This window comes from Escherichia sp. TW14182, assembly GCF_000208525.1.
Classification (GTDB): Bacteria; Pseudomonadota; Gammaproteobacteria; order Enterobacterales; family Enterobacteriaceae; genus Escherichia; species Escherichia ruysiae.
This window is the reverse complement of sequence record NZ_AEJZ01000031.1, coordinates 1-12,246: the sequence shown is the minus strand read 5'-3', so window position 1 is coordinate 12,246 and position 12,246 is coordinate 1. Positions and strand designations below refer to the sequence as shown.

General features: G+C 50.3%; 17 protein-coding genes. 5 read left to right on the top strand and 12 right to left on the bottom strand.

From position 1 onward, the window contains the following. Positions 1–142 precede the first annotated feature (142 nt). Positions 143–1,420 (top strand): MFS transporter, encoded by a 1,278-nt coding sequence (locus tag EQY_RS0103455; protein ID WP_001033619.1) that lies wholly within the window; start codon positions 143–145, stop codon positions 1,418–1,420. Between the two features lie 101 nt (positions 1,421–1,521). Here EQY_RS0103455 and rplI read toward each other — a convergent pair whose 3' ends face one another. From rplI to rpsF, 4 genes are read right to left on the bottom strand one after another with little or no spacing between them, the layout of a single operon-like run. Further along, on the bottom strand, positions 1,522–1,971 hold the full coding sequence (rplI, locus tag EQY_RS0103450) for a 50S ribosomal protein L9 (RefSeq protein ID WP_001196062.1): 450 nt from the start codon (positions 1,969–1,971) through the stop codon (positions 1,522–1,524). Between the two features lie 41 nt (positions 1,972–2,012). Then, positions 2,013–2,240: a 30S ribosomal protein S18 gene (gene rpsR, locus EQY_RS0103445; protein ID WP_000135199.1), complete on the bottom strand. Its 228-nt coding sequence runs from the start codon at positions 2,238–2,240 to the stop codon at positions 2,013–2,015. 4 nt (positions 2,241–2,244) lie between these two features. Then, on the bottom strand, positions 2,245–2,559 hold the full coding sequence (priB, locus tag EQY_RS0103440; RefSeq protein WP_001296681.1) for a primosomal replication protein N: 315 nt from the start codon (positions 2,557–2,559) through the stop codon (positions 2,245–2,247). Positions 2,560–2,565: 6 nt separating this feature from the next. Then, the gene (rpsF, locus tag EQY_RS0103435; RefSeq protein ID WP_001216676.1) at positions 2,566–2,961 is read right to left on the bottom strand and encodes a 30S ribosomal protein S6; all 396 of its coding nucleotides are present in this window, start codon (positions 2,959–2,961) and stop codon (positions 2,566–2,568) included. A gap of 326 nt (positions 2,962–3,287) precedes the next feature. Here rpsF and yjfY point away from each other — a divergent pair, with 326 nt between their 5' ends. Then, complete coding sequence (gene yjfY, locus EQY_RS0103430) at positions 3,288–3,563, top strand: DUF1471 family protein YjfY (protein WP_000492914.1); 276 nt, start codon at positions 3,288–3,290, stop codon at positions 3,561–3,563. Between the two features lie 74 nt (positions 3,564–3,637). Here yjfY and EQY_RS0103425 read toward each other — a convergent pair whose 3' ends face one another. From EQY_RS0103425 to ulaA, 7 genes are all read right to left on the bottom strand, one after another. Continuing rightward, positions 3,638–4,189 carry a YagU family protein gene (locus EQY_RS0103425; RefSeq protein ID WP_000155760.1) on the bottom strand — a complete coding sequence of 184 codons (552 nt, stop codon included), beginning with the start codon at positions 4,187–4,189 and terminating at the stop codon, positions 3,638–3,640. A 96-nt stretch (positions 4,190–4,285) separates the two neighbouring features. After that, entirely contained in the window at positions 4,286–4,972 is a 687-nt protein-coding gene (gene ulaF, locus EQY_RS0103420) for an L-ribulose-5-phosphate 4-epimerase UlaF (protein WP_001170794.1), read from the bottom strand. Beyond that, a complete protein-coding gene (gene ulaE / locus EQY_RS0103415; protein ID WP_000949498.1) occupies positions 4,972–5,826 on the bottom strand; it encodes an L-ribulose-5-phosphate 3-epimerase UlaE in 855 nt (284 codons plus the stop codon). The genes ulaF and ulaE overlap by 1 nt, the downstream gene beginning before the upstream one ends. Before the next feature lie 9 nt (positions 5,827–5,835). Beyond that, entirely contained in the window at positions 5,836–6,486 is a 651-nt protein-coding gene (gene ulaD / locus EQY_RS0103410; protein WP_000056760.1) for a 3-keto-L-gulonate-6-phosphate decarboxylase UlaD, read from the bottom strand. 13 nt (positions 6,487–6,499) lie between these two features. After that, complete coding sequence (ulaC, locus tag EQY_RS0103405; protein ID WP_000776514.1) at positions 6,500–6,964, bottom strand: PTS ascorbate transporter subunit IIA; 465 nt, start codon at positions 6,962–6,964, stop codon at positions 6,500–6,502. 9 nt (positions 6,965–6,973) lie between these two features. Further along, positions 6,974–7,279 carry a PTS ascorbate transporter subunit IIB gene (ulaB, locus tag EQY_RS0103400; protein WP_000218362.1) on the bottom strand — a complete coding sequence of 102 codons (306 nt, stop codon included), beginning with the start codon at positions 7,277–7,279 and terminating at the stop codon, positions 6,974–6,976. Positions 7,280–7,294: 15 nt separating this feature from the next. Continuing rightward, positions 7,295–8,692 carry a PTS ascorbate transporter subunit IIC gene (gene ulaA, locus EQY_RS0103395; RefSeq protein ID WP_001355100.1) on the bottom strand — a complete coding sequence of 466 codons (1,398 nt, stop codon included), beginning with the start codon at positions 8,690–8,692 and terminating at the stop codon, positions 7,295–7,297. Between the two features lie 354 nt (positions 8,693–9,046). Here ulaA and ulaG point away from each other — a divergent pair, with 354 nt between their 5' ends. Both ulaG and ulaR read left to right on the top strand, forming a co-directional pair. Further along, positions 9,047–10,111 (top strand): L-ascorbate 6-phosphate lactonase, encoded by a 1,065-nt coding sequence (ulaG, locus tag EQY_RS0103390; protein ID WP_001295191.1) that lies wholly within the window; start codon positions 9,047–9,049, stop codon positions 10,109–10,111. A 107-nt stretch (positions 10,112–10,218) separates the two neighbouring features. Continuing rightward, complete coding sequence (ulaR, locus tag EQY_RS0103385; protein WP_000133629.1) at positions 10,219–10,974, top strand: HTH-type transcriptional regulator UlaR; 756 nt, start codon at positions 10,219–10,221, stop codon at positions 10,972–10,974. Here the strand turns inward: ulaR and yjfP are convergent. Next, positions 10,971–11,720: an esterase gene (gene yjfP, locus EQY_RS0103380; protein ID WP_000571044.1), complete on the bottom strand. Its 750-nt coding sequence runs from the start codon at positions 11,718–11,720 to the stop codon at positions 10,971–10,973. The genes ulaR and yjfP overlap by 4 nt on opposite strands. Before the next feature lie 181 nt (positions 11,721–11,901). Between yjfP and bsmA the strand changes: the two genes are divergently transcribed. Then, entirely contained in the window at positions 11,902–12,231 is a 330-nt protein-coding gene (gene bsmA / locus EQY_RS0103375; RefSeq protein ID WP_000254628.1) for a biofilm peroxide resistance protein BsmA, read from the top strand. The last annotated feature ends 15 nt before the right edge of the window (positions 12,232–12,246 follow it).

Sequence of the window (12,246 nt, the reverse complement as noted above, 5' to 3'; positions counted from 1 at the left end):
ACTATCAGTAAGTTGGAGTCACTACCAAGGGAGAGATTTACACATAATAATTTTCACTATGTTCTCTGTACCTGATTTTTATTAACTATTACACGGAATTACCAACAACCAGGGTTTATTAATATAATTAAAAGGTTTAAACATGAATAAAATAAAGAATTATCGGTGGCATATGATTGCCCTCGTATGCTTTATCACTGTAATCAATTATCTGGACAGAACGGCGTTAGGTATTGCAGCTCCAACTATTATGGAGACAACTGGAATAACCAAAGAGCAATATTCATGGATTGTCAGTGCATTCCAGTTGGCCTATACATTAGGGCAACCGGTAATGGGCTTCTTTATTGATACCGTGGGTTTGAAGTTAAGTTTTGCGATATGTGCCGCAGTCTGGGGGCTGGCAACAATGGGCCATGCGCTGACCGGAACATGGTCAGGTCTGGCATTTATGCGCGCCCTGATGGGTTTCAGCGAAGCGTCAGCCATTCCGGCGGGTGTAAAAACCGCATCAACATGGTTCCCGGCAAAAGAGCGTGGCGTGGCGACAGGTGTTTTCAATATGGGCACCTCACTCGGCGCGATGCTTGCACCACCGTTGATTGCCTGGTGCATTATGTTTCATAGCTGGCAATTTGCGTTTATTGTCTCAGGTAGCCTTGCTTTGCTCGCGGCTTTATTTTGGTTCTTTTGTTATAAAGATCCGAAAGATGCCAAACGCCTTTCTGATGAAGAGCGCCACTATATTGAATCAGGGCAAGAACAGCATCTTAAAACAGATAAGAAAGAAAAAACGTCAATCAAGCATATCCTCAGCCAACGTAATTTCTGGGGGATTGGCATCGCGCGTTTTCTCGCTGACCCGGCATGGGGAACCATTAACTTCTGGGTGCCGATTTTCTTCGTCGAAACGCTGCATTTTAGCCTGAAAGAAATTGCCATGTTCGTCTGGCTGCCTTTCCTGCTGGGCGACCTTGGCTGTTTAGCCAGTGGTTTTGTCGCGAAGTTCTTCCACGATCGCGGCGTGAGTTTAATTAACTCACGAAGAATTACCTTCACTATTGCAGCCGTCATTATGATGACGATTGGTCTGGTGAGTATTGTCGAAAATCCCTACATTGCCGTATTACTGATTAGTATTGGCGCGTTCTCGCATCAATGTCTTTCTACTGTAGCAGCAACTCTGGGTGGCGATCTGTTCAAAAAAGACGAAGTCGCTACCGCAGTGGGTATGGCAGGAGCCTGTGCGTGGAGCGGTCAGTTGATTTTCAACCTGTTCATCGGGGCATTCGTTCACATTATCGGCTTCGCGCCGTTCTTTATTGCCCTGGCTTTCTTTGACATTATTGGCGCTATTGCGTTATGGACGCTTATCAAAGTTAAAGATGAAGAACCGCAAGTACAGTTAGCGACAAGCTAATAAATAGATATCAGAGCGTTATATTGTCAGTTGTAACGCTTTCGCTATAAAGCAAAACGCCGACCAATGGTCGGCGTTTTTACGTCTCGTTGAATAACGAATTATTCAGCTACTACGTTTACGATCACTTTCGCGAATACTTCGCTGTGAACCTGGAAGCTCACTTCGTGTTCGCCAGTGGTACGCAGAACGCCGTTCGGCAGACGAACTTCGCTCTTAGCCACTTCAACGCCAGCTGCAGTTACAGCGTCAGCGATGTCGCGAGTACCGATGGAACCGAACAGCTTACCTTCGTCGCCAGCTTTAGACGCGATGGTAACAGTTTCCAGTGCATTGATTTTCTCAGCGCGAGCATTAGCAGCTGCCAGAACTTCAGCCAGTTTAGCTTCCAGTTCAGCGCGACGTGCTTCGAAGAATTCAATGTTTTTCTTGGTAGCTGGAACAGCTTTACCCTGCGGTACCAGGAAGTTACGAGCATAGCCCGCTTTAACGTTTACCTGATCACCCAGGCTACCCAGGTTTGCTACTTTATCAAGCAGAATAACTTGCATTACCTTATCCTCTCAAAGTCGTATTAATGGACCGTGACCGATTACTGATGGCGATCAGTGTACGGCAGCAGGGACAGGTAGCGAGCGCGTTTGATAGCGCGAGCCAGCTGACGCTGGTATTTTGCACGGGTACCGGTGATACGGCTTGGGACAATCTTACCGCTTTCGGTGATGTAGTTTTTCAGCGTAGCGATATCTTTATAGTCGATCTCTTGAACGCCTTCCGCGGTGAAACGGCAGAACTTGCGACGACGGAAATAACGTGCCATATGGCTAGTCTCCAGAATCTATCAATTCAATCTGCTCGGCATGCAAAACCATTTTGCTCAGTCCGTTCTTTGCCTTGTGGCATGAAATGAACCCCTGAACGGTTATGCGACTGCCGACCGTTATACTGTGAGTAATGGCCTGGTTTTCGTGTCCGCTAACAATAACGGGCATTTGGCACCACGCCTGCCGGTGAAAACCGGCTTCCTCCTGCACAGAACGATGCTCAAGCACGAACTGGCAGTGAGGAATTCCTGATGGACTGACCTTTCGAAGGGGAGTCCTGCACACGGTGCCGGACAACACCAGACGGTTGGTCATCAGAAATTACTCTTCAGAATCCCCAGCTTCAGCATCATCAGCGGTTTCGTTTGCGAAATCATCGCGACGCTCACGGCGCTCGTCTTTCGCTTTAACCATCGGAGATGCTTCGGTAACAGCGTGCTTGGTACGCATAACCATGCTGCGGATAACGGCATCGTTGAAGCGGAAGGTAGTTTCCAGCTCATCGATCACTTCCTGCGGAGCTTCAACGTTCATCAGAACGTAGTGTGCTTTGTGCAGTTTGTTGATCGGGTAAGCCAGCTGACGGCGGCCCCAGTCTTCCAGACGGTGGATCTTGCCTTCTGCACCAGTGATGGCAGCAGTGTAGCGCTCGATCATGCCCGGAACCTGTTCGCTCTGGTCAGGATGGACCATAAAAACGATTTCGTAATGACGCATCGAATTGCTCCTTACGGATTATTCAGCCTCCTGTCTGGGTCAGCCGAATCCCGGGGAGGCAAGGAACGTGTTAAAGGTCGGCTGAAAAATGACGCGTTATAGTACTGGTATGCTCCGTTAAACTCAAGGCCAGCCGACAAATAAATCTCATCTTTCACCAAATCGTACTAACCCGCTGATTTGAAGTTCATCACATTCCATTACGGTATTTTTTTGAACAACTGCATCAGAAATGGTCACCATCAACTTCTTTATCATTGATTAAAATTAAATCAGAAGATCATCACAGAGGAGCGCGTACAAAGACAGCCGTCGAGGAGGTATCTATGTTCAGTCGTGTTTTAGCCCTTCTGGCTGTGCTTTTGCTAAGTGCAAATACATGGGCAGCTATTGAAATTAATAACCACCAGGCCAGAAATATGGACGATGTGCAAAGCTTAGGCGTGATTTATATCAATCATAATTTCGCCACTGAGAGTGAAGCACGTCAGGCATTAAATGAAGAGACCGATGCGCAGGGCGCAACGTACTACCACGTGATTCTAATGCGGGAACCGGGGAGTAACGGCAACATGCACGCCAGCGCGGATATTTATCGCTAGCACCAGGTATAACCAACGAAATATTGCCATAGTTTGCTTTGCCCCCTTCTCAGGGGGCTTTTTTACGCGGACATTCAACGAATAACGACTTCCGGGTCCGGCTCATGGGTAATGCGATTACGTAAGTCGCGGCGCATTATTTCTATTACCCAGAACCAGAAAATATGCCCAAGAATTTCAGAGGCATATTCGTCGAAAGGCAGTTGACTGAGTGGTGGCGTTAAATTCAGCGCCGGGCAAAAAATACCGTGAACTGCTACTGTCACAATAAGCCCTGCTAATACCCCCTGCCATAATTTCACTTTCGGGAAAATTTCCGCGACCACACAATAGCCTATCGCAAAAACCAGTGAGAAGATGATATGCGTTACCATTACCGGGTTAATGATATGTTCCGAGAATGTATACACCGTTTGTGTTGGATCGATGCCTAAATAATCCCGTAAAAAGATATACGGCGGATTAAATTCATCACGACCACCGGAAAATGTGCGTGGCGGCAACGGAACTTCTGCTCCCCATTTAACAAATGCCGAAATAATTCCTGAAAGAACCCCCACCAGTAACGCCACGCCATACCGGCGACGTTGCGGATCAGTTCTGACAAACAATCCACTGATAGTCATAAAAACACCTGTTGTTTATACGATTTTTTAACTGAAGAGGCCCCGGAATCAGACCAATTACATCCCTCAGGAGGTAATAATTCCGGGGCGCACTGATTACTTCTGCCCGTAATAGGCGTTGGGCCCGTGCTTACGCATGAAGTGTTTGTTCATGAGATAACTGTCGATGTGATTCAGTTGTGGGTTAATGCCGCGCGCAATCCACGCCATTTTTGCCACTTCTTCCATCACCACCGCGTTATGCACCGCATCGTGAGCATCTTTCCCCCAGGCAAATGGCCCGTGCTGATACACCACAATTCCCGGCGTATGCAGCGGCTCGGCATCGCCCAGCGTTTCGATAATCACTTTGCCGGTGTTCAGTTCATACTCGCCCTGCACTTCTTCTTCGCTTAATCCACGCGTACACGGGATGTCGCCAAAGAAGTAATCGGCGTGCGTGGTGCCTAACGCAGGGATAGCCAGCCCCGCCTGCGCCCATGCGGTGGCATGTGTAGAGTGGGTATGGACAATACCGCCAAGCGACGGGTAACGACGGTAGAGTTCGAGATGCGTTGCGGTATCTGAAGAGGGACGATACCGCCCGTCTACCACTTCACCGCTCATATCAACCACCACCATATCGTCTGCTTTCATGGTTTCGTAGGCGACGCCGCTGGGCTTGATCACCACCAGCCCGCGTTCGCGGTCAATGGCGCTGACGTTGCCCCAGGTAAAGGTCACCAGCCCGTAACGCGGCAGATCCATGTTGGCTTCAAACACCTGCTGTTTCAGCTTTTGCATTATGCCGCCTCCACCATGCCTGCTTTGGCCATGCGCGCTTTCACCCAATCACGCGCTTTTGCCACTTCCGCCGCCGGGTCCTCCGCCGTTTCGCTCCACATCTCAATCAGGTACGGCCCGCAATAGCCACTCTGTTTGAGCGTTTCGAAGCAACGTTCGAAATCCACAACGCCTTCGCCAAACGGTACGTTTTTGAAGACGCCCGGTTTGGTGTCTTTCACATGCACCGCGACGATATGCCCTATTCCAGCCTGCAATTCCATCTGCACGTCGTTGTCCCACGCCGACAGGTTGCCGATATCCGGGTAGAGCTGGAACCATGGGTTGTTGAGATAGTGTGCGTAACCCAGCGCCTTACTGATGGAATTCATCAGGGGATAATCCATGATCTCCATCGCCAGCGTCACCTGCGCGCGACTCGCCATCTCAACGCTCTCTTTCAGGCCGTCACGGAAACGACGACGCGTTTCGTTATTGGCTTCCTGGTAGTAAACGTCATAGCCCGCCAGTTGGATCACGCGAATGCCGACGTCCTGCGCGAACTGGATAGCTTTGCGCATAATTTCCAGCCCCTGCGCCCGCACCGCGTCATCTTCACTGCCCAACGGGAAACGACGGTGGGCAGAAAGGCACATAGACGGCACGCGCACGCCGGTTTCAACAATCGCATTCACCAGCGCCAGACGCTGTTCGCGGCTCCAGTCGAGGCGCGACAGGCGATCGTCCGTTTCATCCACCGACATCTCGACAAAATCGAAGCCTAACGTTTTTGCCAGTTGCAGCCGTTCCAGCCAGCACTCCCCGGCGGGGAGTGCTTTTTCATAGATGCCAAGCGGGATTTGTTTGGACAACATATCCGCTCCTTAGCCCCACAGTTCGGCGATGGAACGTTTGAACTGACGCGCGGCTTCAACCGGAGACGCAGCGTCACGGATGCTGCGACCTGCGATAAACACATGAATCGGAATACCTTTGAACAGCGGCAGATCTTCCAGCGCCAGGCCACCGGTGACGGTTACTTTGAAGCCCATATCGGAAAGACGTTTGATCGCGGTAATGTCCGCTTCGCCCCACGCCACGCCTGCGGCCTGCGCGTCACGGCTGCGGTGATATACTACTTGCTGAATGCCTGCATCGCGCCACTGCTGCGCCTGTTCCCAGGTCCAGTAACCGGTCAGTTCGATCTGTACGTCACCGTTAAACTCTTTTGCCACGTCCAGCGCGCCTTTGGCGGTATTGATATCCGCACAGCAAATCACGGTCACCCAGTCAGCGTTGGCTTCAAAACACATACGAGAAAGAATTTTGCCCGCATCGGCAATTTTGGCGTCTGCCAGCACAATTTTATGTGGGTAGAGTGCTTTCAGATCGCGAACCGCACGCACGCCTTCGCCTACGCAAAGAATGGTGCCCACTTCGATAATGTCGACTTCTTCAGCAATCAGGCGAGTGGTTTCGTAGGCGCTATCCATAGTCTGGTTGTCCAGCGCGACTTGCAACATGGGTAATGACATCTTCAATTCCTTCTTAAGCAGCCGCGTTGGTGCGGTCAATTAAATCCAGTACTTCCTGCTCGGTACGGCAGGCACGTAAACGGTCGAAATTCTCTTCATCTTCAAACAGGTTGACGATTTGCATGATGCCCACTTCCTGGTGAGTGTTGGCATCGACCGCCGCCATCGTGATGAGGATATCTACCGGGTCGTTATCTTCGTGGTTGAACTCCAGTGGCTTTTTCAGCGTCACCAGTGCAAAGCCGGTTTTTTTGACGCCCTCTTCCGGGCGTCCGTGCGGCATTGCCAGGCCTGGCGCGAGCACAAAGTACGGGCCGTGCTGTTCAACCGCATCCAGAATCGCCTGGTAGTAACGCGGCTCGACAATGTCCGCCGCCACCAGCAGATCAACACCAATTTTTACCGCTTCCTGCCAGGTTTCAGCCTCAGCCTGTAGACGGATGGATTTATTTTCCGCCAGCGAATCACGTAATTTCATAGCGCGCCCTTACTTCACGTCCTGCGGGAAATGCTCTTTGATCACTTCCAGCAGTTTCGGGCCAAAGTCGGCAGGAGAGAGCATGTTGCGCACGCCAACCACATATTTGTTGCCAGTAACGGTGATTTCACCCGCGATATGTGTGGATGCGATGATGATATCCGCACCGCTCAACTCGCTTTTGTATTCGCCAACCGCGCAGCTATTTACCGTGTGGTCGATGTTCGACTGGGTTAAAAACTGATCCACTTTCATCTTCATGATCATGGAACTGCCTTGTCCGTTGCCACACACAGCCAGAATACGTACGGTCATAATCAAAACTCCTTATTAAGCAGACTGTTCTGCCAGTTGTTTTTCTGCATCTTCTTCTGCGCGCAGTGCGCGGCCAGCGAAGAACATATAAGCCAGTGCAATGACGATGATGACGGCCATAAAGGCGATACCGATGGAGAAGAAGCCCTGCATCATTGGCGGCGCCAGAATCGACCAGTCCGCCATCCCCATCCAGGCGCTCATACCGGTGAGTTTCACCGCCCAGACACAGCCGAAGATTTCAATCATCCCCATCACCAGACAAATCTTCAGCGCCGCGCGCCAGCCACCGAAGTGGTTAGCGAACACGCCGATGGTGGCGTTGGAGAAGAACATTGGGATAAAGCCAGGAATAATCAGGATCGAAGAGCCACAGGCGACCAGGATGCCAACCGCAATCAACTGACCGATGGTGCCCCACATAAAGCCCCAGACCACGGCGTTCGGCGCGAAGCTATAGATAGCCGCACAGTCAATCGCCAGAACCGCACCAGGGATCAGTCGCTGGGAGATACCGTTAAATGCTTCAGAGAGTTCCGCCACAAACATGCGCACGCCCTGAGTGATGATGAAAATCGCTACCGCAAAGGAGAAACCGGTTTGCAGGATGTAGACCGTCCAGTGCACTTTGCCTGCCATCGCCTGTACGGTGTCGATACCGAAGGAGAGCAGAATGGCGCCAAAGAAGATGGTCATCACAATCGCCGTGGAGACGATGTTATCGTGGAAAATGTTCAACCAGCCCGGCAATTTGAGGTCTTCAACGCTCTCCTCTTTTTTGCCCAGGAACGGCGCGACTTTATAAGCAATCCATGATGCAAACTGCTGCTGGTGACCAATGGAGAAACCGCAGCCGTCCGTCACTTCCTGAGTCGGCTTGTACATCATGTTGGAGGTGATGCCCCAATAGAGCGAAACCAGAATCGCAGTGCAGATAATGGTCGTCCACATGGAGTAGCCGAAAATAAACAACGTAACGGCAATCAGCCCGGCCTGCTGGAACATAATGTGGCCGGTCAGCATGATGGTGCGAATGCCGGTAATACGACGCAGCAGCACGTAACAGATGTTCAACGCCAGAGCCAACAGCACCGCGTACCCCACCCAGCTATAGGCATCGCCCATACGCTCGATAGTGGCCATCATTGAGGCATAGGTATCTGAAATCGCACCGTTAATGCCATAAACTTCCGACATTTTCGCCACCACCGGTTTGAAGGTGCTGGTCAGGATGCCGGACCCTGCCTGCAACAACATGAAACCAATTATGGTTTTAATCGTGCCTTTAATAATCACGCTGACACTTTTGCGCAGTAGGATGTAGCCCAAACAGGTCACAATACCCAGCAGTAACGGGGCATTGGTCATGACCTGGTTAAAAAACACGGTAAAGATGTTGTAGAGGATCTCCATAACGATCTCCTGAAGAAGAGGTAACCGGGTATTCCACACACCCGGAATGTTGTGCACTCACTCTAATTTTCAAAAGTAATCACAACAAGATTATTTATGATTAAATGTGACGCGGCACGCAAATAATTCCACAACGAAAGTATGTGATTCACATAAAGAAACAATTAATCATTTAAATTCATTCGGTTAATTTGTTTACACATTCCATTAAATCTTTCCACAGCCAAAATTCACAACAACTCACCAGGCCGAAAGTCAAAAAATGGTCATTGCCTTCCTGAAAAAATAGTGTCAGGATTAATCAAAACCAATCAATTATTGATTCAAATTGAACCATCATGAAGGTAAATGGCGATGAGTAAAGTGAAAAGTATCACCCGTGAATCCTGGATCCTGAGTACTTTCCCGGAGTGGGGTAGCTGGCTGAATGAAGAAATTGAACAGGAGCAGGTCGCACCAGGCACATTCGCGATGTGGTGGCTCGGCTGTACCGGGATCTGGTTGAAATCAGAAGGTGGCACCAACGTTTGCGTCGATTTCTGGTGCGGTACTGGCAAACAAAGTCACGGCAACCCGCTGATGAAACAGGGTCACCAGATGCAGCGCATGGCGGGCGTGAAAAAACTGCAACCAAACCTGCGTACCACGCCGTTTGTTCTTGATCCGTTTGCGATTCGCCAGATCGACGCGGTGCTGGCGACTCACGATCACAACGATCATATCGACGTGAACGTGGCAGCCGCCGTGATGCAGAACTGCGCTGATGACGTACCGTTTATCGGGCCGAAAACCTGCGTGGATTTATGGATTGGCTGGGGCGTGCCGAAAGAACGTTGCATCGTGGTCAAACCGGGCGATGTAGTAAAAGTGAAAGACATTGAAATTCATGCGCTTGACGCTTTCGACCGTACTGCACTGATCACTCTGCCTGCGGATCAAAAAGCGGCTGGCGTACTGCCGGACGGCATGGACGATCGCGCGGTGAACTACCTGTTCAAAACGCCTGGCGGCTCCCTGTATCACAGTGGCGATTCCCACTACTCTAACTACTATGCGAAACATGGTAACGAGCATCAGATCGATGTGGCGTTAGGCTCGTACGGTGAGAACCCACGCGGTATTACCGACAAAATGACCAGTGCCGATATGCTGCGTATGGGTGAAGCCCTTAATGCGAAAGTGGTTATCCCGTTCCACCACGATATCTGGTCAAACTTCCAGGCCGATCCGCAAGAGATCCGCGTGCTGTGGGAGATGAAAAAAGATCGTCTGAAATATGGCTTCAAGCCGTTTATCTGGCAGGTTGGCGGCAAGTTCACATGGCCGCTGGATAAAGACAATTTCGAGTACCATTATCCGCGCGGTTTTGACGATTGCTTCACCATTGAACCGGATCTGCCGTTCAAATCGTTCCTGTAATCTGTCGCTTATACCGGATAGCGTAAAGATGTTCGCGCTATCCGGCGTAGTATTTTCTGGCTATTTCAAATATCATCTAAAAAAATCAAATTTTATCGGAATAGCTCATGACTGAAGCACAAAGACATCAAATTCTCCTGGAAATGCTCGCACAACTGGGCTTTGTGACTGTTGAGAAAGTCGTTGAGCGTCTGGGAATTTCCCCTGCTACCGCGCGACGCGATATCAATAAACTCGACGAAAGCGGCAAACTGAAAAAAGTGCGCAATGGCGCAGAAGCGATTACCCAGCAGCGACCGCGCTGGACGCCGATGAATCTGCATCAGGCGCAAAATCACGATGAAAAGGTACGTATCGCCAAAGCGGCCTCACAACTGGTCAACCCAGGCGAAAGCGTGGTCATTAACTGCGGTTCCACCGCGTTCCTGCTCGGACGGGAAATATGTGGCAAGCCGGTGCAAATCATCACTAATTACCTACCTCTGGCGAATTACCTGATCGATCAGGAACATGAAAGCGTGATCATCATGGGCGGGCAATATAACAAAAGTCAGTCCATCACCTTAAGTCCACAGGGCAGCGAAAATAGTCTCTATGCCGGGCACTGGATGTTTACCAGTGGCAAAGGGCTGACCGCAGAAGGGTTATATAAAACCGATATGCTGACAGCAATGGCAGAGCAGAAGATGCTGAGCGTGGTAGGGAAACTGGTGGTACTGGTTGATAGCAGTAAGATTGGCGAACGCGCGGGAATGCTTTTTAGCCGTGCCGATCAAATCGATATGCTGATCACCGGCAAAAATGCTAACCCGGAAATCCTGCAACAACTGGAAGCGCAAGGGGTCAGCATTCTGCGTGTTTAAAGATGCTGCCGGAAAAATGTCACGGCGGTATCTAACGCCTCAGGTGTAATACGGTGGCGCACGCCTGGCTGCCATGAACAGGTTAACTGTTTATCCCGTCCCGTTTCTTTTAATGCCTGCTGCAAACGTAGTGATTCGTCGGCAGGCACGACGTCGTCGTCAAGGCCATGCCACAGCAGGAGCGGCCTGTCCCCGAGTTGTTCCAGGTGGTTTGTTGCTTCCCACTCCAACAGTGGCGCGATAATGTTATTAAATTCATTCTGCTGTGCTGCGGTTTCGGGTATTAGCGGCGGAAACAGAGAACGGGCAAGCGATGAGAAATAGCCCGATCCCATCATGCTGGCGGTACATTTCACCGTGGGGTGGCGAGCGGCAATCCCCAGCGCCGTCATCGCGCCCATCGATGCGCCACCAACCGCCAGGCGTTCATCAAGCAGCCATTTTTCTTCGGCTATTGCCGCACGTAAGGTAGTGAATTCCTGCATACTTTGTAGCAAGATTTGCCAGAATTGATTTAACCGTCGCGGTGCGTCGCCACTAAAACGGCTACCGTGATCGGGCGCATCCGGCATAATCACCCGCAAACCAGCCTGTGCCAACGCGACGGCAAAATAGCTATACACCAGGCTGGATGAAGTAAAACCGTGATAAAAAATCACGCATGGTAACGGTGTTTCTTTTTGCCCTGTGGGATAAGCGTGAAGAACGGGAATATCTGCCAGCACGCGCGATTCTAATTCAATCATCTATTTCTCCTTTGGGTCTGGTATGACATGAACAAATCCTTAGCACAAGTTTCTGCTGGCAGTATTAGTTCATAATGTTGAGATGTGGATTACGCTTTCGCTAAGTTTTCATTCGAAAATCGCGTACTAGGTAACAATTCGGGAACATTCCCCCAAAGTTAAATTAATAAGGCACTACACTATGGTTAGCAGGAAACGTAATAGCGTTATTTCCCGGTTTGCCAGTTTATTATTGGTGTTGATGTTAAGCGCCTGTAGCGCACTGCAAGGTACGCCACAGCCAGCGCCGCCAGTAACGGATCATCCGCAAGAGATTCGCCGCGACCAAACCCAGGGGTTGCAGCGAATAGGTAGCGTAAGCACGATGGTTCGGGGCTCTCCGGATGACGCATTAGCAGAAATCAGAGCGAAAGCTGTCGCTGCAAAAGCTGATTATTACGTTGTCGTCATGGTGGATGAAACCATCGTGACAGGACAGTGGTATTCACAAGCCATTTTATACTCTAAATAATTCGAGTTGCAGGAA